At 70.9% G+C, this 22,884-nt stretch carries 30 protein-coding genes; 15 read left to right on the forward strand and 15 right to left on the reverse strand.

The genetic code is table 11. The features are described from left to right. Positions 1-17: 17 nt before the first annotated feature. Positions 18-1,247, reverse strand: a complete 1,230-nt coding sequence (locus tag PVE36_RS06565) for an MFS transporter (protein WP_277455380.1) — start codon at positions 1,245-1,247, stop codon at positions 18-20. Positions 1,248-1,363: 116 nt separating this feature from the next. Here PVE36_RS06565 and PVE36_RS06570 point away from each other — a divergent pair, with 116 nt between their 5' ends. From PVE36_RS06570 to PVE36_RS06580, 3 genes are read left to right on the forward strand one after another with little or no spacing between them, the layout of a single operon-like run. After that, entirely contained in the window at positions 1,364-1,672 is a 309-nt protein-coding gene (locus PVE36_RS06570) for a putative quinol monooxygenase (RefSeq protein WP_277455381.1), read from the forward strand. Between the two features lie 60 nt (positions 1,673-1,732). Next, the gene (locus tag PVE36_RS06575; RefSeq protein WP_277455382.1) at positions 1,733-2,005 is read left to right on the forward strand and encodes a type II toxin-antitoxin system VapB family antitoxin; all 273 of its coding nucleotides are present in this window, start codon (positions 1,733-1,735) and stop codon (positions 2,003-2,005) included. After that, positions 2,002-2,397 (forward strand): type II toxin-antitoxin system VapC family toxin, encoded by a 396-nt coding sequence (locus PVE36_RS06580; protein ID WP_277455383.1) that lies wholly within the window; start codon positions 2,002-2,004, stop codon positions 2,395-2,397. Before PVE36_RS06575 ends, PVE36_RS06580 begins: the two co-directional genes overlap by 4 nt. A gap of 7 nt (positions 2,398-2,404) precedes the next feature. Here the strand turns inward: PVE36_RS06580 and PVE36_RS06585 are convergent, their stop codons facing one another. Next, entirely contained in the window at positions 2,405-3,226 is an 822-nt protein-coding gene (locus tag PVE36_RS06585; RefSeq protein ID WP_277455384.1) for a class I SAM-dependent methyltransferase, read from the reverse strand. Positions 3,227-3,320: 94 nt separating this feature from the next. Here PVE36_RS06585 and PVE36_RS06590 point away from each other — a divergent pair, with 94 nt between their 5' ends. Next, the gene (locus PVE36_RS06590; protein ID WP_277455385.1) at positions 3,321-4,820 is read left to right on the forward strand and encodes a methyltransferase domain-containing protein; all 1,500 of its coding nucleotides are present in this window, start codon (positions 3,321-3,323) and stop codon (positions 4,818-4,820) included. Here PVE36_RS06590 and PVE36_RS06595 read toward each other — a convergent pair. The 9 genes from PVE36_RS06595 to PVE36_RS06635 form a co-directional block, all read right to left on the reverse strand. Further along, positions 4,787-5,476 carry a dihydrofolate reductase family protein gene (locus PVE36_RS06595; protein WP_277455387.1) on the reverse strand — a complete coding sequence of 230 codons (690 nt, stop codon included), beginning with the start codon at positions 5,474-5,476 and terminating at the stop codon, positions 4,787-4,789. The two genes, PVE36_RS06590 and PVE36_RS06595, sit on opposite strands and share 34 nt — an antisense overlap. Further along, a complete protein-coding gene (locus PVE36_RS06600) occupies positions 5,473-6,450 on the reverse strand; it encodes a lysylphosphatidylglycerol synthase transmembrane domain-containing protein (RefSeq protein WP_277455388.1) in 978 nt (325 codons plus the stop codon). The genes PVE36_RS06595 and PVE36_RS06600 overlap by 4 nt, the downstream gene beginning before the upstream one ends. Further along, positions 6,431-7,483 carry a glycosyltransferase family 4 protein gene (locus PVE36_RS06605; RefSeq protein WP_277455390.1) on the reverse strand — a complete coding sequence of 351 codons (1,053 nt, stop codon included), beginning with the start codon at positions 7,481-7,483 and terminating at the stop codon, positions 6,431-6,433. The genes PVE36_RS06600 and PVE36_RS06605 overlap by 20 nt, the downstream gene beginning before the upstream one ends. Beyond that, on the reverse strand, positions 7,480-7,887 hold the full coding sequence (locus PVE36_RS06610) for a 6-carboxytetrahydropterin synthase (RefSeq protein ID WP_277455391.1): 408 nt from the start codon (positions 7,885-7,887) through the stop codon (positions 7,480-7,482). The genes PVE36_RS06605 and PVE36_RS06610 overlap by 4 nt, the downstream gene beginning before the upstream one ends. Continuing rightward, the gene (locus PVE36_RS06615) at positions 7,884-8,882 is read right to left on the reverse strand and encodes a dehydrogenase (protein ID WP_277455392.1); all 999 of its coding nucleotides are present in this window, start codon (positions 8,880-8,882) and stop codon (positions 7,884-7,886) included. The genes PVE36_RS06610 and PVE36_RS06615 overlap by 4 nt, the downstream gene beginning before the upstream one ends. An 86-nt stretch (positions 8,883-8,968) precedes the next feature. After that, the gene (locus PVE36_RS06620; RefSeq protein WP_277455393.1) at positions 8,969-9,463 is read right to left on the reverse strand and encodes a hypothetical protein; all 495 of its coding nucleotides are present in this window, start codon (positions 9,461-9,463) and stop codon (positions 8,969-8,971) included. A gap of 737 nt (positions 9,464-10,200) precedes the next feature. Further along, positions 10,201-10,521 carry a hypothetical protein gene (locus PVE36_RS06625; protein WP_277455395.1) on the reverse strand — a complete coding sequence of 107 codons (321 nt, stop codon included), beginning with the start codon at positions 10,519-10,521 and terminating at the stop codon, positions 10,201-10,203. Further along, positions 10,518-11,471 carry an NAD(P)H-binding protein gene (locus PVE36_RS06630; protein ID WP_277455397.1) on the reverse strand — a complete coding sequence of 318 codons (954 nt, stop codon included), beginning with the start codon at positions 11,469-11,471 and terminating at the stop codon, positions 10,518-10,520. The genes PVE36_RS06625 and PVE36_RS06630 overlap by 4 nt, the downstream gene beginning before the upstream one ends. An 86-nt stretch (positions 11,472-11,557) precedes the next feature. After that, positions 11,558-12,805 carry a cation:proton antiporter gene (locus PVE36_RS06635; protein ID WP_277455399.1) on the reverse strand — a complete coding sequence of 416 codons (1,248 nt, stop codon included), beginning with the start codon at positions 12,803-12,805 and terminating at the stop codon, positions 11,558-11,560. A 130-nt stretch (positions 12,806-12,935) separates the two neighbouring features. Between PVE36_RS06635 and PVE36_RS06640 the strand changes: the two genes are divergently transcribed. Genes PVE36_RS06640 through PVE36_RS06690 form a run of 11 tightly spaced genes read left to right on the forward strand, consistent with a single transcriptional unit; the run spans position 12,936 to position 18,701 of the window. Further along, positions 12,936-13,880, forward strand: coding sequence for a hypothetical protein (locus PVE36_RS06640; RefSeq protein ID WP_277455400.1), 945 nt, complete (start codon positions 12,936-12,938; stop codon positions 13,878-13,880). 11 nt (positions 13,881-13,891) lie between these two features. Further along, positions 13,892-15,082, forward strand: a complete 1,191-nt coding sequence (locus PVE36_RS06645) for an SRPBCC family protein (protein ID WP_277455401.1) — start codon at positions 13,892-13,894, stop codon at positions 15,080-15,082. Positions 15,083-15,122: 40 nt separating this feature from the next. After that, positions 15,123-15,557, forward strand: a complete 435-nt coding sequence (gvpJ, locus tag PVE36_RS06650; protein ID WP_277455405.1) for a gas vesicle protein GvpJ — start codon at positions 15,123-15,125, stop codon at positions 15,555-15,557. A gap of 2 nt (positions 15,558-15,559) precedes the next feature. After that, the gene (locus PVE36_RS06655; protein WP_277455406.1) at positions 15,560-16,174 is read left to right on the forward strand and encodes a GvpL/GvpF family gas vesicle protein; all 615 of its coding nucleotides are present in this window, start codon (positions 15,560-15,562) and stop codon (positions 16,172-16,174) included. Next, complete coding sequence (locus tag PVE36_RS06660; protein WP_277455409.1) at positions 16,141-16,296, forward strand: GvpL/GvpF family gas vesicle protein; 156 nt, start codon at positions 16,141-16,143, stop codon at positions 16,294-16,296. Before PVE36_RS06655 ends, PVE36_RS06660 begins: the two co-directional genes overlap by 34 nt. Positions 16,297-16,302: 6 nt before the next feature. After that, a complete protein-coding gene (locus PVE36_RS06665; RefSeq protein WP_277455411.1) occupies positions 16,303-16,560 on the forward strand; it encodes a gas vesicle protein GvpG in 258 nt (85 codons plus the stop codon). Then, on the forward strand, positions 16,560-17,048 hold the full coding sequence (locus PVE36_RS06670; RefSeq protein ID WP_277455413.1) for a gas vesicle protein: 489 nt from the start codon (positions 16,560-16,562) through the stop codon (positions 17,046-17,048). The genes PVE36_RS06665 and PVE36_RS06670 overlap by 1 nt, the downstream gene beginning before the upstream one ends. Continuing rightward, complete coding sequence (gene gvpJ / locus PVE36_RS16210) at positions 17,041-17,427, forward strand: gas vesicle protein GvpJ (protein ID WP_346780626.1); 387 nt, start codon at positions 17,041-17,043, stop codon at positions 17,425-17,427. The genes PVE36_RS06670 and gvpJ (PVE36_RS16210) overlap by 8 nt, the downstream gene beginning before the upstream one ends. After that, a complete protein-coding gene (locus PVE36_RS06680) occupies positions 17,420-18,169 on the forward strand; it encodes a GvpL/GvpF family gas vesicle protein (RefSeq protein ID WP_277455414.1) in 750 nt (249 codons plus the stop codon). Before gvpJ (PVE36_RS16210) ends, PVE36_RS06680 begins: the two co-directional genes overlap by 8 nt. Then, a complete protein-coding gene (locus PVE36_RS06685; protein ID WP_277240513.1) occupies positions 18,166-18,390 on the forward strand; it encodes a gas vesicle protein in 225 nt (74 codons plus the stop codon). Before PVE36_RS06680 ends, PVE36_RS06685 begins: the two co-directional genes overlap by 4 nt. Then, positions 18,387-18,701, forward strand: a complete 315-nt coding sequence (locus tag PVE36_RS06690) for a gas vesicle protein K (RefSeq protein ID WP_277240515.1) — start codon at positions 18,387-18,389, stop codon at positions 18,699-18,701. Before PVE36_RS06685 ends, PVE36_RS06690 begins: the two co-directional genes overlap by 4 nt. A gap of 18 nt (positions 18,702-18,719) precedes the next feature. Here PVE36_RS06690 and PVE36_RS06695 read toward each other — a convergent pair whose 3' ends face one another. The 4 genes from PVE36_RS06695 to PVE36_RS06710 form a co-directional block, all read right to left on the reverse strand. Then, on the reverse strand, positions 18,720-19,889 hold the full coding sequence (locus PVE36_RS06695; protein WP_277455417.1) for an MFS transporter: 1,170 nt from the start codon (positions 19,887-19,889) through the stop codon (positions 18,720-18,722). A 27-nt stretch (positions 19,890-19,916) separates the two neighbouring features. Beyond that, entirely contained in the window at positions 19,917-20,693 is a 777-nt protein-coding gene (locus tag PVE36_RS06700) for an NAD(P)-dependent oxidoreductase (RefSeq protein ID WP_277455418.1), read from the reverse strand. A 76-nt stretch (positions 20,694-20,769) separates the two neighbouring features. Continuing rightward, on the reverse strand, positions 20,770-21,861 hold the full coding sequence (locus PVE36_RS06705) for a DUF4236 domain-containing protein (RefSeq protein ID WP_277455419.1): 1,092 nt from the start codon (positions 21,859-21,861) through the stop codon (positions 20,770-20,772). A gap of 11 nt (positions 21,862-21,872) precedes the next feature. Further along, positions 21,873-22,805, reverse strand: coding sequence for a LysR family transcriptional regulator (locus tag PVE36_RS06710; RefSeq protein ID WP_277455420.1), 933 nt, complete (start codon positions 22,803-22,805; stop codon positions 21,873-21,875). Positions 22,806-22,884: the final 79 nt, after the last annotated feature.

The raw sequence follows: 22,884 nt of genomic DNA on the forward strand, positions 1-22,884 counted from the left end.
GGTTCGTTCCCGATGCTCTACTCGAAATGACGGTGGTCGCCTCGCCGCACCTGCACGAGTCGGGCCAGTGCGCTGGTCGCGGCGAGTGCTGCGAGCACGAACATCGGAGCCGAGGCGCCGATGCTGTCCTCGTAGGTGTTGAGGACGAAGGGAAGGGCGAAGCCCGTGTAGGTGACGACGTAGAAGATGCCGATGACCAGCCCCCGGGTGGAGCGGGGTGCGAGCCGGTCGACGTCGCGCAGGCCCTGCCCGAGACACAGGCCGTACGCGGCCCCGAAGGTGACCGAGCACAGGACGAAGGTCGCGATGCTCATCTGGCCACCGGGCACCCCGGAGATGACGAAGCCGGTTGCCGCCAACGCCGCTCCGACGACCCCGAGTGGTCGCCAGCCGGCGAGCCGGCGAGTCCCGAGCTGGACGAGGATCCCGGTGCCCAGACCCAGGACGGCTGCCACCGCCGGCAGGAGCGGCCCGCCGTACTGGCCCCCGATCCGCTCGGTCAGCACGAGCATGGCGACGGTGACGCAGGAGAAGACCCACAGCGCCATGGGCAGAGCGGCGGCGAGAGCGGTGCCGATGCGCCGGTCCTCGACGAAGGGGGCGGGGCTTCCGTCGCGATCCTGATGGGGTCTCGTGGCAGTCGCCACGTGACTGGCGCGGTCCGGGACCAGGCAGAGCAGCGCCGAGAGTCCGGTGAGGAGCACGGGAACGGTGAAGGCCACGACCAGTCCGATCCGACCGGGGGTGAACTGCGCGATCAGCCCGGAGGCCAGCGGACCGGCCGCGAACCCGGTGGTGAGCACGACCCCTGCCCGCATGGCCCCCTTCGCCGAGTCCTGGTCGGCCGCCCACGCGGTCCCCGCGCTCGCCACCAAGCCGACCCCCACTCCGACGACGAGCCTGCCAGTCAGCACCCCGGCCAGCGTCGGCCAGAGCAGCATCACCACGTTGCCCGTGGCGCACAGGACCAGCCCGGTCAGCACGACCGGCCGTCGACCCCTGCGATCCGACAGGCCTCCGCCGAGCAGCAGACCCGGAAGCAGACCGATGGCGTAGAGGCCGAAGGCCGCATCCAGGCCAGGCTTGGAGATGTGCGCGACCTCCGCGAGCACGGGTAGGAGGGCGGCGAAGTGGTTCGTCGACCACCCCGCTGCCAGCAGGGCCGCGAGCGTGATCCAGATCGATCGGCGGCGGCCGGATGACGGTGTGGCGACAGGGCGCGTCTGCGCGAAGCTGCCCTGCCTCATCGATCCTCCCGGAGGACCACGATCGGCCGTGGCCCGACGCGAGCCTAGTCGGCCGACCCTCGAAGTGTCGCCGCCGCGAGCCTCGACCTGAAGCCGGATTCACCTATGGTGTGGACATGATCAATGTCATCGCCCGAATCTCCGTCAAGCCCGAGTCCACCGAGGACTTCGAGGCAGCCGTCGCGGCAGCTCGTGCACCCTTCCTCGCGGATGCCGGCTGCCTGCGTTACGACCTCCAGCGCGTCGCGAAGAGCGACGGGGACTACGTCCTCCTGGAGAGCTACGACTCGCAGGAGGCTCTGCGCAGGCACAGCTCGATGGACGAATTCGCTGCATTTGGCGAGGCGATCAAGACCCTCGTGCAAGGCCCGCCCGAGATCACCCTGCTCTCGCCCGTGGGCGATCAGGTGGGCCTGGCGGTCTGATACGCCATCTGGGGGGCTGAAGGTACTGAGGTGTAGCCTTCACGGTATGGAGGTGTAGTCATGGCGATGAACATCAAGAACGAGCGGGTTCATGAATTGGCGCGCGAGGCCGCTCGACGTGCCGGTACCACCCAGACGAGTGTGTTGGAGGCGGCCTTGGAGCAGTATCTCGAGGTGCTGCGCGCCGAGGACGGCACGTCGGGTGCGGCGGTGAAGTTGGCGCGAGCCCGCGACATCGTCCACCAGATGCGTTCGGACATGACCGATGAGCAGCGTTCGGGGATCCGCCATGATCTGGAGGCGATGTACGACGAAGACGGCCTCCCCGCATGATCATCGACACCTCGGCCCTCGTCGCCATCATCACCGGCGAGCCCGAGGCCGACCGCCTGCTGACCGCCATCGCTGAGGCGGAGTCCGCGCGCATGTCTGCTGCGACCTACGTCGAGTGCGCCATCGTCATCGACCGGCGGTCGAGCCCGGCCACACGACGCCGCTTCGACCAACTCCTGACCACGCTGGAGATCGGCATCGCCGATCTGACGGCGGATCAGGCTCGAATCGCCCGTGAGGCCCACCGCGACTTCGGCAGAGGGAGCGGTAGCGGTGCCCGCCTCAACCTGGGTGACTGCTATTCGTACGCCTTGGCCGTCGCGAGTGACGATGAGCTGCTCTTCAAGGGAGACGACTTCTCTGCAACGGACATCGTGGCGGCGAAGTACTGACTGAGGGTCACTGCAGGGCAAGGAGGTCCTGATGGTGGACCGTCGCCGTCAACTGACGCCTATCGATCTGTTGGATGCGGCGACCTCGGTACTCGGAAGCCTCGATGCGGATCGAAGGGTCCTGCTCACAAGCAGCGTCGACCCATCCCTCGAGCCATGCCTTCAGCAGGGCGGAGTCGTCTGAACACAGGCGCCACAGGCTCGGGGTTGACTGGAGGGTGTAGCCCGCCTGCTTCAGTGCGTGCGCTGCGACGTAGACCGCATCCGGGCCCGCCAGCGGCTGCCCATGACTGGTATCCCGCATCTGGTGGGCGTTGAATGCCGCATTCAGATGGCCATCGAGCGGGTGCGCCGGCGCCAGCTCCACCTGACCGACGACGGTGAGCGTGATCAACGCCGGACACCTGGCTGCAGAAATACTCGCAACCGTGCGAGAGATCTCATCGCTCGTCATCATGTCGAGCAGCGCCGAAGCCGTGATGAGTGACGCTCCGTCGAGGTCGTCTGTCGGCAGGCGAGTGATATCGCGCAGGCGCGTCTCGATCGTGACCGGTTGGCCGTCGCGCGACAGCGGTGGGGGAGCAGCGGCGGCGCGGGAGAGGAGTTCATCGTCGCGTTCGTAGCCGACCCAATGCTGTGGGCCGGCCAGCTGCGGTGCGAGCCAGCGCGCCATGGAGCCGGTGCCGCAGCCGAGGTCGTGGACCATAAGACCGTCGGTTGGCAGGTGAGGGCGGAGTGCTTCGACGAGGTCCGTCGAGCGGGCCCCTGCGTCGGCTGGTTCGCGAAGGGCGAGCCAGTCGGCGTCGGCGCGGGCTACGTTGTCGGGCACGTCTTCAGTCTTCCGCCAACGGGTGGTGGTTTCGAGGCTTCGTTGCAGAGCTCCTTGCACTTCAACCACCGTTGGGTCTCCATAGACTCGTCGGATGACTGTTCGAGTAGTACCGCTGCTGCAAGCGGTGCTGCTGTTCGGGCTCGCCCTGGCCACCGCATGGGGCGTGACCGGGTGGCTCGTGGCCATCGCTGCTGCAGTCGTACTGGACGGATTCGCTATGGTCTGGATGCGGCGCTACCAAGCCCACACACTCGCGCCGGCCGACATGGTGACCATCGGCAGGGCCACACTGACCTGTGCGGTCGCAGCGCTCGTCGTCGAGTCGCTCACTCTTGGCGAGCTGCTTGAGACCTCGCCGTGGACGGCCAGCATCACCGTCCTCGCAGGGGTCTCGCTCTCGCTCGACCTCGTGGATGGATGGGTGGCGCGGGGGACCGGGCGGGTGACTCCCTTCGGGGCGCGGTTCGACGGGGAGGCTGATGCCGCGCTCATGCTCGTCCTGAGCGTCTGGGTCGCGCCGGTGCTCGGGTGGTGGGTGCTCGCGATCGGGCTGGCGCGCTACGCCTTCGCGTCCGCAGGCTGGGTGCTGCCGTGGATGCGCGCGCAGCTGCCCCCGCGGTACTGGCGCAAAGTCGTCACCGCCGTCACGAGCACGATCCTCGTCGTCGCCACCGCTGGAGTAGTTCCGTCGCTCGCCATGGTCATCGCACTGCTGATGGGACTCGCCCTGATCGCGGAGTCCTTCGGCCGGGACATCTGGTGGCTGTGGCGCCACCGCGACGACACCGAGGACGTGCTCCAGGAGGCACGACGCGGTGCCTATGGTCTGGGGGAGTTCGTCGACCAGCAGGGATTCATGCGCGCGAGCGAGATCCTCGAGCTCGCCGCCGCGGCGGACATCGGAACGGGCACGCGAGTGCTCGACCTCTGCTGCGGCAGAGGTGGCCCCGGACGTCTGGTCGCTCAGGAGTCGGGGTGCGAGCTGCTCGGCGTGGACGCGGATGCCGCCGCCGTCGCGGTTGCTCGGGACGACGCTAGCGCTCCGCAGTGCAGCTACGAGATCGGGCACATCCCGCCTGTCCCACCTGGCACCTTCGACGTGGTCCTGCTCCTCGAGACGATGCTCGCCTTCCGTAACAAGGACGCCCTGCTGCGCGAGGTCCACGCCGCGCTGGCACCCGGTGGCCGCTTCGCCTTCACCGTAGAGGAGGGGCAGCCCCTCGACGAGCACGAGCGCGCTGCCATGCCCGCCGCAGACACGGTCTGGCCGATCCCGTTGAACCAGCTGCACGAGCTGCTCGAGCGGACCGGCTTCGGGGTGACCTGGCAGCGGGACCGCACAGAGGCCCACCTCGAGGTCGTCGACTCTCTCCTGACCGAGTTCAGGACGCTCGAGTCGACGATCGCCGCCCAGCTCGGTCGGGAGGAGCTCGAGGCTCTGGTGACGTCGCATCGCCTCTGGCGCGCGTGGCTGCGCACGGGGAGGGTCCGCAAGTTCGCGGTCGTCGCGGTCGCTCAGCCGGTCCGTCGCGGTTCAGGCGTTGAGGCCCTCACCCCTCAGGACACCCGACAGCGGTCGGACAACGCGTAACGCAGCAGCACGACGTCGCCGATGGCGCGGGTCTCGACGAGGTGCGCGGGGGAGTCCTGACGCCACGGGAAGTGCCCGTCGTCGACGAACCGCCGCGCCCGCGAGTCGCCGATGAGGAAGGGCGCGATCACCAGGTGCATCTCGTCGGCCAGCCCCTCCTGGAGGAACTGCGTGAGCACGGTGCCCCCACCCTCGACGAGCAGGCGCTCGACACCCCGCTCGAGCAGGTCGTGGCACACCCACGGCATGACCACCGGATGGCCGCCGTCGACCACCGTTGCCGCCGAGCCGAGTCGGTCGCGTGCGTCGTCGAACCCGTAGTGCCCGCAGTAGACGAGCTTGTCGACGTCGCCGCGGGTGAAGAAGTTGGCGCCCGGGTCGAAGTCGGCGTGATCGCTCACCGTCACCTTGATCGGTGATGCCGTGCGCCCAGCCGCGATGCGCTCGTGCACTCGCTGGTCGCTGCGGACGAGCAGCCGGGGGTTGTCCTTGCGCAGGGTGCAGGCGCCGACGAGGATCGCGTCGCTGTCCGCGCGGACCTGGTCGACCCGGTCGAAGTCGGCGTCGTTGGAGAGCATCAGGCGCTGCGGTGAGGCGTCGTCGAGGTAGCCGTCGAGGGAGACGGCGCAACTGACCACGGTGTACGGGCGGGTCACCGGTCGGCCCCTTCGCAACTGCTTAGGCTCTTGCGAAGGAAGGGGGTCCGGCCCTCGCAACTGCTTAGGCTCCTGCGAGATCCGCCGTCACCCGCGAGGCTGCCGCCACCGACCAGCAGCAGCGCACCGGGGAGGGTGGCCACCAGCGCGAGCACCCCGTAGAGCACCGCCACGCTCACGCCCGCGGCAGCGCCGAGGCCGGCTGCCTCGAAGGCCCAGGCCGCCACCCCTTCGCGCGGGCCCCAACCGGCGAGGCTCGTCGGGATCGCGGCGCCGAGCAGCACGATCAGCGCCAGCGCCACCTGACGACCGAACGACACCTCCACCCCCGAGGCCGACATAGCCACGAGGAACACCGTGACGTGACCGAGCACAGCGAGCCCCGACGTGAGCGCGATGCCCACCGGCGCTCCCGCCACGCGCAGGATGCGACGCAGGTCGTCGAGCAGCACCCCGCTGACCCGCACGAGCGCGAAGCCGAGCCCCACGGCCACGAGCCCGACGACGGCGATCGCCACCAGTGCGTGCACCGGCGAGGGCAGCACGAGCAGCAGCACCACGGTGAGCACCACCTGGACCACCTGACCGAGGACACGCTCCCAGACCACGGAGCGGACCCCCCTTCCCATCCGGTGCACGTCGTGGCCGTGGCGCACGGCGCGGTGGACGTCCCCGAGGACACCGCCGGGCAGGACGGAGTTGAGGAACTGCGACCGGTAGTACGCCGCGACCGCGGCGGGCAGGCCGATCCGCACGCCCAGGCCGGTCGCGACCGTGCTCCACCGCCACGCGGCGCACACCGTCGTCAGCACGGTGATCACCAGCGCGGCCAGCAGTGACCACCACGTGACCTCGGTCAGCGCGGTGACGAAGGGGGCGGCGCCCACCTGCCACAGCAGCACCGCGAGGATCGCGGCGCCGATGGTGGGGCGGAGCCACGGCAGCCAGTGGGACTCAGGGGGTGCGCGGCCCATCCGCCACCTCACTCAGCACCTGCGCCACGCGGGTGACCGTCTCCGGCCACGGCGTCAGCTCGCGCCGGCGCACCCGGGCCACGTCCCGCAACCGTTGTCGCGTCCCGGGGTCGCCGAGCCAGCGGCGCAGCGCACCGGCGAGGGCGTGGGCGTCGCCGGGCGGGACGACGACCCCGGGGCGGTGGCCGTCGCCGTCACGGCCGAGCGCCAGCGGCACCCCACCGACGCCGCAGGCGAGGACGGGCACCCCGTGGGCGAGGGCCTCGGTGACGACCATCCCGTAGGAGTCGGCCCGGGTGGGGTGGACCAGCAGGTCGGTGTGGGCGTACTGCTCTTCGAGGTCGGGGAGGGGTCCGGTGAAGGTGATCCGGTCGGTCAGGCCCAGCTCCTCGACGCGATCGCGCAGCGCGCTCGCCAGCTCCGGGTCCCGGTCGAGCGGACCGACACAGGTGCACTCCCACGACAGGTCGGCGATGTCGGCCAGGGCGTCAAGGAGGATGTCGTGGCCCTTGGCCCGGGAGACCGGCCCGACGCACAGCAACCGCCCGCCGCTCTCGCTGCCGACGGTGCGCTCGGCGGGGTGGGCACCCGGCTCGGCCACGTGCACGCGCTCGGCCGGCAGGGCGTGCCGCTCGACCAGCTCGTCCCGAGTCCACGCGCTCGTGGTCACGACCGCCCGCGCGGACAGCAGCGCGACCCGCTCGGCCGGTGCGTCGTCCTCCGCGGCGACCATGTGCGCGAGCACGACGAGGCGCACGCGCTCGCTCGCCGTGGCCGTCTGCGTCGGCGCGCCGACCGCGACCAGCCCGTCGACGAGCACCAGCGAGTCATCGGCGATGCCTGCGAGCATCGTCGCCAGCCGCGCACGCGACTCCGGGTCGGGGTGCGGCCACGAGCCGGGCACCGGGTGCTCGCGCACGGTCCAGCCGAGGTCGGTCAGGCCGGTGCACACCTCGCGGTCGTAGGCATTGCCCCCGCTCGGGTGGAGCGGGTCGTCGATGTCGCCGGGCAGGACGACGTGCACGGTGCTCACAGCACCACCTCGCAGCTGGCGGAGGCGATGTGCGACTCGTGCAGGGTGACCGTGATCCGGCTCAGGTGGTCACCCGGACCGAGCTGATCGGCGGCCACCCGCCGGGCGAGCTGCTCGGCGACGGCGAAGGCCAGCGCCTCGGTCGTCGTGTTGCGCCCGGCGAAGTCCGGCTCCTCGTCGAGGTTGCGGTAGTTCAGCCCGGCGAGCACGTCCTTCAGCTCCTCCGCCGCCCGACCGATGTCCACGACGATCCCGTCCGCCGTCAGCGTCCCGCTGTGGAAGGTCGCGTCCACGACGTACGTCGCCCCGTGCAGCCGCTGCGCGGGTCCGAAGACCTCACCGCCCAGGCTGTGCGCGATCATCATGTGGTCGCGCACCGTCGCGGAGAACTTCGCGTGCTTCACGTTCCCTCCTCGTGCTCGTAGGTGACGACGTGGCAGATGGCCGGCAGCCGCCCTTCGCACACGTCGGCCATGACCTGCGGCACTTCGGCGAAGGGGGTCGCCCCCGTCAGCAGCACGTCGAACGTCGGGTCCCGCAACAGCTGGAGCGAGACCGCCTTGCGGTCGGCCATGGAGCGGCTCCCGCGCCGGGCGTCGGCGATCGTGCCGACCTGGCTGGAGCGGATCCGCAGCCTCCCCGAGTGGTAGGTGCCGCCGAGGTCCAGCGCGACGCCGTGGGTGCCGTACCAGCTGAGGTCGAGCACGGTGCCCTCCGCGCGCAGCAGGTCCAGCGAGGTCTGCAGGCCGGCCGACGACGCACTGGTGTGCACGACGAGGTCCTGAGCCCCCTTCGCCTCCTCGGGTCGGGCGAAGCCGGCCCCCAACGCCTCCGCCACCGGCGCTCGGGCGGCGTCCACATCGACGAGGGTGACCTCGACGCCGGGGAAGCGCGCGAGCAGCCGTGCGGCACAACAACCGACCATCCCGCCACCGACGACCGTGACCCGGTCACCGATGAGCGGCGGGACGTCCCACAGGCCGTTGACCGCGGTCTCGACGGCACCGGTGAGCACCGCCCGCCGCGGGGGCACGTCGTCGGGGACGGGCACGACCGCGTCGGCCGGGACGACGTAGCGGGTCTGGTGCGGGTGCAGGCTGAAGACGACCCGGTCGAGCAGGTGCGCGGGCCCGTCCTCGACGACGCCGACGGAGAGGTAGCCGTACTTGACCGGGCCGGGGAAGTCCCCCTGCTGCAACGGTGCCCGCATCACCTCGTACTGGTCCGGCGGGACCTCCCCGCGCAGGACGAGCGCCTCGGTGCCGCGGCTGATCCCCGAGCAGAGCGCCCGCACGAGCACCTCGTCGGGACCGGGGGCCGGGAGCGGCTCGGAGCGGATCTCGCCGCGACCGGGCTCGAGGACCCAGTAGGCGCGCGCGTCGTGGGCCCGGGCACTCACGGTCGGCCACCTCCTCCAGCGACGGCGCTGCCGCTGACCTCCCTATCGTAGGACCACGGAGGCACCATGGTTCGGGACAGATCGGGTCAGGTCCGAGCGACGGTCTGGGGCGTGCTGGCCGCTGCCCTCGTCTGGGGTGCTCTGGTGCTGCCGTCGTCGCTGGCGTCGCTGTCCTGGGCCTCCCTCGTCCGCCTGCCGCTCGGGGTGCTCGTGGTGCTGGCGGCACTGCTGGTGGTGCCGCCAGCGGCCCGGCGGGCGGTGGCGCTCGTGATCGGGGGAGTGCTCGCGCTGGTCGTCGTCGTGAAGTCGCTGGACATCGGCTTCTCCGCGGTGCTGGACCGGCGCTTCCACGCGCTCCACGACCTCGCGAACCTCGAGCGCGGGTACGCGGTGCTCACCGACTGGGTGGGGCGCGGCTGGGCGGTCGCCGCTGTGGTCGCGCTCGTGCTGGTGACCGTGCTCGTCGTCGCGCTCCTCGTGCCGGCCGTGCTGCGGCTGTCGCGGGTGGTCGCTGGCCACCGCACACCGTCGCTCGCGGCGCTGCTCGTGGGCGCTCTCGTCTGGGGTGCCTGCGCGCTCACGGGCGTGCAGGTGGGCGGCGGGCCGGTCGCGTCGACGAGCACCGCCGGGCTGGTGCGCGAGCACGTCGCCGGTGGTTACGCCGACCACCGCGACCCGTCGGTCTTCGGCTCGGCTATCGCGGATGACCCGTGGGCGGGGCGGTCGGGGCTCCTTGACGGGCTGGCGGGCAAGGACGTGCTGATCGTCTTCGTCGAGAGCTACGGCGCGGCGGCGCTGACCGACCCCGAGCTGGCGAAGGGGGTCGCCCCCGTCCTCACGGCCGGCGAGCAGTCCTTGGCCGAGGTGGGGGTCGAGGCGCGGAGCGGGTGGCTGACGTCGCCGACCTTCGGCGCCGGGTCGTGGCTGGCGCACGCGACACTGCAGTCGGGGCTGTGGGTGGACGACGACCGACGGCACGAGCAGCTGCTGTCGGCGCAGCGGCTGACGCTGACCCGGGCGTTCTCGCAGGCGGGGTGGCGGACCGGCTTCGTGCAGCCGGCGGTGGAGGAGGCATGGCCGCAGGGGAAAGCGTTCTACGGCTTCGACCGGCTGCACGCAGCGGAGGACCTGGGTTACCGGGGGCCGGTGCTGGGGTGGGGCGAGGTGCCGGACCAGTACACGCTGTCGTGGCTCCACCGGGAGGTGCTGTCGGGCGGCGGGGCACCGGTGATGGCGCAGGTCGACCTCGTCACCAGCCACAACCCGTGGCCGCACCCACCCCCTTCGTGCCGTGGGCCGAGGTGGGCGACGGGTCGGTCTACGCGTGCATGCCGGGGTGCGCCGGCGATGGCGCCGACGACGTGCGCTCGCGGTACGCCGCGTCGGTCGGGTACTCGCTGCAGTCGGTCGTCTCCTTCGCTGCCGAGCACCCCGACCTCGTCGTGCTGCTCGTGGGCGACCACCAGCCGTGGCGCCAGGTCGCGGGGGAGGACCCGGGCCACGACGTGCCGGCCTCGCTCGTCGCTGCCGATCCGGCGGTGCTGGAGCGGATCTCGCAGTGGGGTTGGACGCCCGGGCTGGTGCCGGGCGAGCAGTCACCGGTGTGGCGGATGGACGCCTTCCGGGACCACTTCCTCACGGCGTTCTCGACTCGTCCTCCTGGCCCAGCGCCCGGCGCAGCCCATCGCCGATCGGCAGGTAGTCGTAGTCGGGCTCCAGCAGCGCGTCGCGGACGTCGTAGTCCTCGCACACCATGTCGTGACGCAGGCTCTCGATGAGGTTGTTGACCTCGTTGCGCGGCATCCCCGAGATGATCGCGCTGGACTCACCCACGACCTCCTGGGGCAGACCGGGCACGCTGACCTGGACGCGGAGCAGGCCGGCGACCCGGGCGAAGAGCTGCAGCAGCTCGAAGTAGGTCAGGACGTCCTCGCCGCCGACGTCGAAGGCCCGGTTGATCGTCTCGGGGGAGGCCACCGCGCGCTGCATTATGCGCGTGACGTCCTCGATCGCGATCGGCTGGATCAGGCTGCGCATCCACGACGGGACCGGGGTGAAGATCGGCAACCGCTCGCTGAGCCTGCGCAGCAGCTCGTAGGAGGTGGAGCCGGCACCGATGATCATCGAGGCCCGCAGCACGACCGTCGGGACCGCGGACTCCAGGAAGATCTGCTCCACCTCGTGCCGGGAGCGCAGGTGCGGGGACAGCTCGCCGTCGGGGACGAGGCCGGAGAGGTAGACGATGCGGTCCACCCCGGCCCGCTCGCACGCCGCGGCGACCCGCGTCGCGGCCTCGCGGTCCCGGCGCTCGAAGTCCGAGGAGGCCATGGAGTGGATCAGGTAGATGACGACGTCGACCCCCTCGACCGCGCGATCGATCAGCTCCTCGTCCTCGACGTCGAACTCGCGGGTCTCGACGTCCCCGTCCCAGGGGAAGGCGCTGGTGCCCGACCGGCTGGCGGCGAGGACGGTGTGTCCCGCGTCGAGGAGCGCCGGTACGAGGTGGGACCCGACGTAGCCGGTCGCCCCCGTGACCAGGACCCGCCGGGACGATCCGATGGTGTCGTCCTGTGCTGTCGAGGAAGCCATGCCATGCACTCTAGGGCGATCCTGAGGCACGAGACGGCGGAATGGCTCCGCCGGGGCCCCTGCCCAGTGGTGGTCCTGACAGTTGTCTACCGAGTCGTTCGCCCGGGCGCGGCTAGTCGCATCCGGCGAGCGTGCAGCCACCCACTGAAGGGGGCTGCCGTGAGCCCGTGCACGAGTACGGAGACCGTGATGGCCAGGCTGGCGTGGACGAAGATCTCCTGGTTCCCGGTGTGTCGCTCGGCCAGCGTGGCGTAGAACAACGCCGAGACGCCGACGGGTGCGAACCAGCTCAAGAAGGCCGTCTCGCTACGGTCGTGGACGGTCTTCAGCAGTGGCCGCAGGGACCACACGGTGGCCATCCGTCGCGCGATGACGGCGACCGCGATCACCGCCGGGGCGGCCCACCCCAACGAGGCCCACTCCTGCACGGGCAGTGCGGTGCCGAGCAGCAGGAAGACCGGCAGGAGGAACAGGCGGGCGACGGCGTCATGGATCTTGTCCTCCTCGGCTTCGTCACGCTGCGGGATGACCTGCCCGAAGACCGCCACACCGACGAAGACCACGAGGAGTCCGTCGGTGCCGATGAGCTTGCCGGCACCCAGCAGCAGCAATGCCAGGGGCACGATGAAGGCCAGGTACGAGCTCTCCTCCATCCACCCCCGCTCCTGCACCAGCACGAAGACCCGGCCCAGCAGGTACCCGGCCACGAGGCCCAGCGCCACGGCACCGAGCACCTCGACCAGCAGGACCCGGGTGAGCAGGTCGTGCCAGGCCCGCCCGGGAGAGGTCATCAGGAGCACTGGAAGCATGACGAAGAGATAGGCCAGCCCGTCGTTGATGCCGCTCTCGGCCGAGAGGTCGTGACGGACCCGCTCGGGCACCTTCTCGGCCGCCAGGGAGCCGGTGACGATGGGTGTGGTGACCACCGGATCGGTCGGTGTCACGACGGCGCCGAGCAGCAGCGCCAGCAGGAACGAGACGCCCAGACCCCACCACAGCGCCGCGGTGGCGACGAGCAACATCATCGCCATCCCCACCCCGATGATGAGCACGAGCCAGCGCACACTGGCCCGCCAGTACCCGTGCGGCAGGCGCAGAGCGACACCAGCCAGTCCCACGGCCAGGGTGATCCGGGCGACCTGCTCCAGCAGGCCGGAGGTCGAGACCCCCAGCGCATGAGGGTCCAGCAGGCTCAGGGCGTGCGGCCCGACCAGCAGCCCGAAGAGCAGGCAGAGCAGCGGACCCGGCAGGCTGACCCGTTGCAGCACGGTCGAGAACGCGGCGAAGACCAGCAACGCCCCGGCAAAGAGCGTCAGCACCACATTGACATCCACGACGATCCACGCCTCCTTCAGTCGACTCCACCCGCGGATCCAGCCAGACCATCACGCGCGGTTTTGCCCATCGACGTCTTGGGTATGACAGGTTGGTCACAACATCGCAACGAAGCTCAGGAGGCACCGCATGAGTGCTGAAGCGCGAATTATCGCTGGTGTCACTGCCGGCTACCTGCTCGGGCGCGGCAAGAAGATGAAGCTGGCGTTCAGCCTGGCCAGCATGCTGATCGGCAAGCAGGTGAGCACCGACCCCAAGGAGCTGGCGAAGCAGCTGGCCACCATGATCGAGACCAACCCGAAGTTGGCCGAGCTGAAGGGTGAGATCACCGGAGAGCTCTTCCAGGCCGCGCAGGCCGCGGCCACCGCGATCCTCACCAACCGGATGAACACCCTCTCCGACACGCTCAAGGACCGCTCCGACTCCCTTCGCGGTCTGGTCGAGGAGGTCGAGGACATCAAGGGCGAGCTCGTGGAGGAGGACGAAGGGGGCGAGTCCGAGGACGCTGCCGACGAGGAGTCGGCAGGGGACGAGTCCGCCGAGGACACCTCCGAGGAAGAGGCCCCTGAAGAGCCCCAGGACGAGGAGCCCCAGGACGAGGAGCCATCGGAGGAGGAGCCTGCGGAGGAGGAGCCCCAGGACGCCTCCGAGGAGGAGGCCCCGGCCGAGGACGAGGAGCAGTCCGCCGAGGAGGAGCCTGCCCGTGAGCAGGCCCCTGCGCAGCAGCGGTCCGAGCGCGGCGCCAGGAGGGCCTCGGCCACGAAGTCGTCGGCCAGCAAGCAGGCACCGGCCAAGAAGGCCAGCAAGCGGGCGCCGGCGAAGAAGAGCAGCAGCAAGCAGGCCTCCGCCAAGAAGAGTGCCAGCAAGCAGGCGCCGGCCAAGAAGAGCAGCAGCAAGCAGGCCTCCGCCAAGAAGAGCGCCAGCAAGCAGGCGCCGGCCAAGAAGAGCGCGTCGAAGTCCGCCCCGGCGAAGAAGTCCGCCAGCAAGCAGGCTTCGGCGAAGAAGAGCGCTCCCCGCAAGAAGACCGCGTCGTCCGGTAACGGGCGCCGCCGGTCGTCGACGAAGAAGTCCTGAAGGGAGCAACGATGAGCGCACGCGACAATGCAGGCAAGGTCCTCAAGGAGATCGGCGGCAACCTGCCGCTGGACCGGTTGAAGGACGAGGCGAAGAACGCCCTCGGCGCTGCCGGGGACAAGGCGATCTCGTCAGCGGGGGACAAGGTCAAGCAGGCGACCGGTTCCCTCAACGACATCACCGAGGGTGGAGGTGTCGTCGGACGGGCGACCAAGGAGGGCGCCGAGGCGGCCGCCAAGGGTGACTCGCCCGTCAAGGGGGCCATCGCCGGAGGCGCGAAGGGGGTCAAGGACAAGATCGTCTCCGTCTTCACCGGCGGCGACAAGGACCCCTCGCACTCGACCAACATCATCGAGTCGGTCGAGGTCGGCGTGCCGCTGAGCGTCGCCTACAACCAGTGGACGCTCTTCCACGAGCAGGCCGACTACATGCGCAAGGTCAAGAACGTCGACACGCCCGAGGACAACCAGGTCAAGTACACGGCCAAGATCTTCCTGTCGAAGCGCACCTGGACCGGCACGATCATCGAGCAGGTCCCGGACCAGCACATCGTCTGGCGCTCCGAGGGGGAGAAGGGCCACGTCGACGGGACGATCAGCTTCCACGAGCTGGCTCCGCGCCTGACGAAGGTGATCGTCGTCCTCGAGTACTACCCCGGAGGCTTCTTCGAGAAGACCGCCAACCTCTGGCGCGCCCAGGGCCGCCGGGCCCGCTCGGACCTGCGCCACTACGCCCGCCACGTCCAGACCCGCAGCATCCTGCAGGACGCCGACGAGATCGAGGGCTGGCGCGGCGAGATCCGCGACGAGGAGGTCGTCGCGGACCACGACGAGGTCGTGGAGGAGGAGCAGCAGCAGCGCGACGAAGGGAGCGAGGCACCTCCCGAGGACGAGTACTCCGACGACGAGGTGGCCGAGGACGAGGCACCTGAGGAAGACTACGAGGACGAGGGGGAGTACCCCGAGGAGGAGTACGCCGAGGAAGAAGGCGAGTACGCCGAGGGGGAGCCTGCCGAGGAGGAAGGCGAGTACGCGGAGGAGGAGCCCGCCGAGGAGGAAGGCGAGTACGCCGAGGAAGAAGGCGAGTACGCCGAGGAGGAGCCCGCCGAGGAAGAAGGCGAGTACGCCGACGAGGAGGAGTACGACGTCGAGCCCGTCGAGGACGAGCCCGAGGAAGAGCTGGACGAGGAGCGCGAGCGCTGAGCCTGCGCGTCCATAGATTCGCCCGACGAAAGGACACACCATGACCGTGACATCCGGCCGCTCCGGCGGCGGTTACCTGTCCCGACCCGAACCGAGCGGCCTGGCGGACGTCATCGAGATCATCCTGGACAAGGGACTGGTCATCGATGCGTACGTGCGCGTCTCCCTGATCGGCATCGAGGTGCTGACCATCGATGCGCGCATCGTCATCGCCTCGGTCGACACCTACCTGCGCTTCGCGGAGGCGACCAACCGACTCGACCTGGAGGCGAAGTCCAAGGACCTGCAGGACCTGGTCGGCGGCACCATGGAGAGCGGGGCCAAGGGCAAGACGAAGGGCGCCCTCGAGGGCGCCAAGGACGCCGTCTTCGGCGACGACGACGATGACGACGACGACGGCGAGCAGTCGCGTCCCCGTCGTTCCAGCAGCTCCTCCAGCCGTCCCCGCAAGCAGGCGGCGCGATCCAGTCGGTGACCGTGGAGACCACGCGGGGCTTCTACGCGTACGGCATCGTCCCCTCGAGTCGGACCGACCTGCCGGACACGGGCATGGGCTTCGACGAGCCGCACCTTGCGGCCGTCGGGCCCGTGGCCGTCGTCGGCGAGTGGGTCGACCTGCAGGCGAACCTCGCGAAGAAGCGGCACCTCACCGCGCACACCGATCTGCTCAACCGCTTGGCGCAGGACGGCCCGGTCCTGCCCCTGCAGTTCGGCTCGGTGCTGGCGGACGACGGCCAAGCCGTCGTCGACCTGTTCGGTGCAGACCCGGGCTGGTACGCCGATCGGCTCGCCGAGCTCGAGGGCCTGAGCCAGTACGTCCTGAGGGCTCAGTACGACCTCGACGAGGCGCTCGCGCAGCTGGTGGACTCCGACCCGGAGATCGCCCGGTTGCGCGAGCGCACGCGGGGGCGACCCGACGAGGAGCGGCACGACGAGCGCGTGCGGCTCGGTGAGCTGGTCTCGCAGGCGATGGAGGCCCGCAAGGGGCAGGACGCGGAGTGGGTGCGCTCCCGCATCGAGCCATGGGTCACCGCCGTGGCCCCCGCGACGTGGGCGGCATGGACGGGCTCGCGGAGCTGGCACTCGCGCTGAGCACCGACCAGGTCGCCGACTTCGAGGCGGCCGCCGAGGAGCTCGCCGAGCAGGCCCACCCCTGGGCCCGGGTGAGCCTGGTCGGACCGATGGCGATGTACGACTTCGTCCCGACCGACTGAGCGCCCATGGGCCTGATCAAGGAGGTGCTCCTGCTGCCCGCCGCCCCCCTTCGCGGGACGGTCTGGGTGGCCGAGCGCGTGCTGGAGAAGGCCGAGGAGGACTACTACAACCCCGGGTTGATCCGTCGCGAGATCGAGCAGGTGGACGAGCTGCGGCGCACCGGGCAGATCAGCGATGAGGCCGCCGAGGAGTGGGAGGATGCGCTCATCGAGCGACTCATCGAGAGCAGGCGCCGACCCGGCGCCCGAGGAGGAGGACACTGATGGCCGAGCAGAGCGAGACAGCCGCCCAGGAGGAGACCGACAGCACGACGTCGGAGGACTCGACGACCCCGGCCAAGAAGTCGACCGCCAAGAAGACGACGGCGAAGAAGTCGGCACCGAAGAAGCGCGCCGTCTCCACGAAGAAGTCGACCTCGGACGACAGCGACTCGCGCTCGTCCTCGGACGGCGACTCGCGCTCGTCCTCGGGTCGTGGCTCGCGGCTGAACGCCGTGAAGATCGCCCGCTCGGCCAAGCAGCAGCTCGCCGAGCTGCTCAACAAGGAGAGCGAGACGGTCATCGGCGTCCAGCGCACCGACGACGGCTGGGAGGTCGACCTCGAGGTCGTCGAGACCCGCCGCATCCCCGACACCACGGACGTGCTGGCGATCTACCGCGTCGAGCTCGACGACGACGGGGAGATCGAGGGCTACGAGCGCCTCGAGCGCTACATCCGCGGCAAGACCGAGGGTGGCGGTACGCGTGGCTGAGGACCAGCCCTCGCAGCGGGAGCAGCCCGCCGCACCGCCGCAAGCCTTCCAGGGCGCGATGCAGCGACAGATGGAGCCGCGCAACGCCAACCTCGCCGACATCCTCGAGCGGGTGCTGGACAAGGGCATCGTCATCGCCGGCGACATCTCCGTCTCGCTCGTCGACGTCGAGCTGCTGACGATCCGCATCCGGCTGCTCGTCGCCTCGGTGGACAAGGCCAAGGAGATGGGCATCGACTGGTGGGAGAACGACCCGATGCTCAGCTCCCGGGCCCGTCGCCAGGAGATCGACGCGGGCCGGGAGCGCTCGGACTCGCTGGAGCAGGAGAACGCCGAGCTGCGCCGTCGTCTCGAGCAGCTGGAGGCCGACCGTGGCTGATGGTCTCTACGCGTACGCCCTCACCCGGGCGGACGTCGCGGACCGGGTCGCCACCACCGGGATCCACGGCGCCCCGGTCACGACCGTCACCCACGAGGGCCTCGCGGCGCTCGTCTCCACGGTGGATCTCGAGGAGTTCGGCGAGGAGGGCCTGCGCCGGCACCTGGAGGACCTGGACTGGGTGCGCGACGTCGCCTTCGCCCACGACGACGTCGTGCGCGAGGTGGCCCAGGCCGGTCCCGTCGCACCGATGCGGCTGGCGACCGTCTTCTTCGGAGCCGACTCGGTGGTCGAGCGCCTGGCCGGCATGGCGGCGGAGCTGACGGAGGTCCTCGACCGCGTCGACGGCCGCAGCGAGTGGAGCGTCAAGGCCTTCAGCGAGCGGGGCGATGCAGCGCCGGAGGGCGAGGAGAAGCCACTCTCCGGACGGGACTACCTCGCCCGCCGCAAGCAGCAGGCCCAGGCCAGGGAGACGGCGTCCGAGCGGCACGTCGACGCGGTGGAGGCACTGCACGGTGAGCTGGCCCAGCTCGCCCTCGCCGGACGGCACCTCAGCGCCCAGGACCGGCAGCTCGGGGGGTACACCGGCGAGATGATCATGAATGCCGCCTACCTCGTGGGCGACGAGGACGCCGAGCGCTTCCGCGGGCTCGTCGAAGAGCGTCCGGCCCCCGCCGGGTTGCGCTTCACGGTCGAGGGCCCGTGGCCCCCGTACTCCTTCGCCGTGCTGGAGCAGGGATGAGCCTGCCCGCCGACGACCGTCGCCCCGGGGAGGTGCACCAGCGGTCCCAGGCCGCCCTGGCGCCCGTGGCGCTGGTCGACCTGCTCGACCGGCTGCTCGGGCAGGGAGTCGTCCTCTCCGGCGACCTCGTGATCTCCCTCGCGGGGGTCGACCTCGTGGAGGTGCACCTGCACGCGCTCATCACCTCCGTGCGCAGCGAGATGAGCAGGGACGGCGCATGAGCGACCCAGAGGGCGACCCACCCGGGCAGGGGCAGGCGTACTCCCTTCCCCGGCGGATGGAGACCGACGCCGACTCCGTCGAGCGCGACCTGATCAAGCTCGTGCTGACCATCGTCGAGCTCGTGCGCCAGCTGATGGAGAAGCAGGCCCTGCGACGCGTCGACGAGGGCGACCTCAGCGACGACCAGGTCGAGGAGCTGGGCACCGCCCTGATGCGCCTCGAGGAGGCGATGACCGACCTGCAGGAGCGCTTCGACCTCACCGCCGAGGACCTCAACCTCGACCTCGGACCGCTGGGCACCATCCTCTGACGGGCCGGCGCCCGGCACTCAGGTGACGGGTCGACGAGCTGGTCGGTGCAGCAGGGTGAGCGGAAGCGTCAGCAGCGCGAAGGCCGCGGTGACGAGCAGCGCCACGGAGAAGTCGTACCGCACGGCGATCGCGCCCACGGTCACGGACCCGACGGCGGTGCCCAGATCGAAGCCGACGTTCCAGATCGAGCTGGCCAGCCCGATGTGCCGGCGGGTCACCGCGGCGAAGGAGATGACGAGGGTGAGGTTCTGCAGGGCGCCGTAGGCGCTGCCGAGCAGGACCGCGCCCAGGAGGAGCAGCGGCACGGACTGCACGTGCACCGCCCAGGCGATCGCGCTGACCCCGACCACGGTGAGGACGACGAAGGGGGCGACGAACCGCTCCGCGCCGTACCGGTCCGCGACGCCGCCGATCCACCAGCGCAGGATCGCGGCCATGAGCTCCAGCAAGGCCAGGGCCGGGATGACGACGGCCGGGTCGCGCACCATCTGGGGACCGAAGGTGAGCACGGCCCCGCCGGCGATCGTCACGCCGACGAGCAGGACCATCGGACGCAGGAGCGTCAGTGCCACGCGTGGCGTGCTGGGCCCGTCGGGGGCGTCGGCCACCTCGTCGTGCTGGGGGGAGGCTTGGAGCGCACGTCCGAGGGCCAGGGCCGCCGGCACCCCGAGCAGCGGTAGGGCGCCGACGGCGAAGACGAGCGTGAAGCCGACCGTCTCGGCGACCCACGAGCCCAGCGGCAGCAGGACGACCTGGGGCCCGGCGATCGACAGGCCGTAGGCGCCGACGGCCTTGCCGCGCGTGCTCGGGTCGGACAGCTCCGCGACGGCCGCGCTCCCGGTGACGGTGAGGATGCCGAAGCCGACGCCGCGCACGGCCGAGAGCCCGAGGATGGTTGCCAACGAGTCGGTGGCGATGAGGCCGAGTGACGGCGCTCCGAGCAGGACCAGACCGGCGGCGAGCGTCGGTCCCCAGCCGAAGCGACCCAGCAGCGCCGGGACGGAGAACTGCGTGAGGACCGTGACGAGGAGCAGGACGCCGTTGACGAGGCCGGCGCCCCCTTCGTCCGCGCCGCCGTGCACGGCCCAGAGAGGGGCGACCGGCAGGAGGACCGCGAAGCCACTGAACCCGAGGAAGGTCGCCCACAGCAGCGAGGGCATCCCCCGCGCGGTCCACACACTGCTCACCGGGCGGAGTCTCTCACCTCCGCGTCATCACGAGCCCTCGGGCCAGCTGTCGTCCACGGGGGCCCCGCCCTCGATGACGGGCTCGTCCTCGGGGGCGAGGTCGGACCAGGAGTCCTGCGGCCGGTAGCCCAGCTCGAGGTTGGTATTGGTCATCGACCAGCGGCGGTTGGGGTTGTCGGAGATCGCGTAGTAGGTCCCGAACTCGACTTCCGCCTCGATGGCCCGCCGCACCACCTGGACGGTGTCGTCCTCGCTGAGCCACATCGCGTGCAGGACGTCGGCGTCCACGGTCGTGGGGTCGCCGGCCACCCACCCGATGCGCAACGCGATGAAGGACAGCCCGTACTCGTCGTGGTAGTAGCGGCCGAGGACCTCGCCGAAGACCTTCGAGACCCCGTAGAGCGAGTCCGGGCGGGGAGGGCTGTCCGGGTAGACCGGCCACTCCTCGTGACGGTCGTACATGCCCATCGCGTGGTTCGAGGAGGCGAAGACCACCCGCCGCACGCCGGCATCACGCGCCGCCTCGAGGACGTTGCGGGAGCCGATGATGTTCGCCCCGAGCACCGCGTCCCAGGAGGACTCGGGGGAGGCGGCGCCGGCGAGGTGGACGACCGTGTCGATGCCGGACATCAGGGTGCGCACCGCCTCGTAGTCGGCGAGGTCCGCCCCCAGGACCACCGGGTCCGCGTCCGGCACGGCGGTCAGGTCGTGTCCGGTGATCTCGTACTCGTGCTGGAGGCGCTGCGTGAGGATCGAGCCCACGCCGCCTGCCGATCCGGTGATGAGGATGCGTCGCTTGGTCATGTCCTCACTCTGCCCCGGCCCGGTGCACCCGGCAACGCAGGCCGCCCCTTCGCGCGTGGTCGCCGGGTCGTCGACCTCACTCGTCGTCGTCGTCGTCGAGGTCGATGACCCTGACGGCGGCGGCGATGTCCGGGTGGTCGTCGGTGTCCAGCGCCTGGATCTCACGCGCGATGCCCTTCTGCTCCAGGACGTACTCGGTGGAGGCGTCGGTGAGCACCTGCATCGCGTCGGCCTCCTCCCAGCGGACGCCCTCGAGCGTCTCCCGGGTGAACCGTGCCGCCATGAGCGCCTCGGGCTCCCGGTCCCCGTACGCATCGGCCGGGGTGCGGCGGACGGCGACCACGCCGGCCTCCCGGATCGACGGGGCGGTGGCCAGGACCTCCTTGGCCGTGACGACGACGTACCCGGCGACCATGTGGGAGTAGAGGGCGTTCCACTGGCTCCTGGTCGCCTTGCGCAGCGAGAGATTGCCCGCTGCCGTGGTGCCGGGGATCCGCTCCGGCAGCGCCTCGGCGTCGGGCACCCGCACGACCACCGACGCAACGTCCGCCTCAACGCCCACCGGGGCGGACTCGGCGTCGTTGTCCTCGAGCGCTCGTGCGAGGGCCGCGAGGACGGCGTCGTGGTCGTTGTCCAGCAGCCGGTGCCACCAGGCGTCCAGGACCAGCTGGTCCTGCTCCTGCTGGACGTCCGCCGAGCGCACCAGCGCCGCGTGCTCGGCGATCGCCGTGGCCCGGGCGCGCTTGCGGGCGGCCCGGCGCTTGCGGACGGCGAAGAGCCAGTGCTCCGCGGCGGCTGCCTTCTCCCGGCGCCGGATCAGCTCGCCCAGGGGGAGCACGTCCCACCGCTCGGCCTCGGGCCGCTCGGCGGGCGGAAAGTGTGGTCGGTGCAGCTCGAGGACGGCGTCGATCGCCCGGGCGATCTGCTCGGCCTGCTCGGCCTTGGTCGCCGCCGCGAGGGAGCGACTGCGCTGCCCGGTCGAGCCGCGCCGACGCGGCCGTGACCCACCGAGGCCGTGGTAGTAGCTGACCGGGCCGGCACCGGTGGAGACCCCGGGCCCGCCTGCACCGACGTGCACGCGCGCAGCCCGCGGCCCGAGGCTGGTGCGCACCCCACGGCCGGTCAGGCGCACCCGGACCCCGGGCGCGACCCTGAAGTAGAAACCCATACACCCCAACCCTAGTGAGTCCCGCCCGCCCCGGGCCGCTCGACACGACGACTGGCGACGGCGTCGAGGGCCCCGAGGGCGGTGGCGACAGCGGGTTGCCTGCGGCCGCCCCGGCGCACGGCAGTCAGGAGGTGACGCGCAGGAGCCGGCTCGCCGCGCAGGGGGACGCGCACGGTCCGCTCCCCGGTGGGCAGGCGGGCGAGCCGGGGGATCAGGGCGACACCCAGTCCGGCGCTCACGAGGGCGGCGCCGGTGTCCCACTCGGAGGTCTCGTGGGCCGCTGACGGAGTGAAGCCGGCGGCGGCGCAGGCGGCCAGGACCAGGCGGTGGTGCGGCCGGCCGGGGCGGTCGAGGATCCACGGCTCCTGCGCGGCGTCGCGCAGCAGGACCGAGGGTCTGGTGGCGAAGGGGTGGTCGGCCGGGACGAGCAGGTCCAGCGGATCGTCGAGGAGGGCCTTCTGGTCGAAGCGGGGATCGGTGCTCGTCGGGATCGTCGCGGTCGCGACGACCACCGCCAGGTCCGCCTGCTGGGCCAGCAGGAGGTCGAAGCACTCCTCGGGGTCGGCCTCGATGATCCGCACGCTGCACCGCGGGTGGATGGAGCGCACCTGTGCAGCCACCGAGGGCAGCAGCGCGGACGCCGCGGTGGCGAAACCGCACAGCCGCAGCGACCTGACCTGGTCGGGGTCGGTCTGCTCCAGGTCGGCGCGGACCTCCTCCCAGAGCGCGAAGAGGTCGTCGGCGTGCTCCAGCAGGATCCGGGCCGGCTCGGTCAACCGGATCCCGCGCCCGTCCTGCTCCAGCAGCGGCACACCGAGCTCGGCGGACAGCGAGCGCAGCTGGTGCGAGACCGCGGACGGGGAGAAGCCGAGCGCCTGGGCGGCGGCGGTCACGGTGCCGTGCGAGGCGACGACGCGCAGCACGTTGAGACGGCGATCGATCATGCAACGATCTTGCACGACGCCGTGCAAGAACGTGCGCTTCTCCTCACCAGTGATCCGGGTCACAATCGACGTGGGACGC

This window comes from Janibacter sp. DB-40, assembly GCF_029510815.1.
Lineage (GTDB): Bacteria > Actinomycetota > Actinomycetes > Actinomycetales > Dermatophilaceae > Janibacter.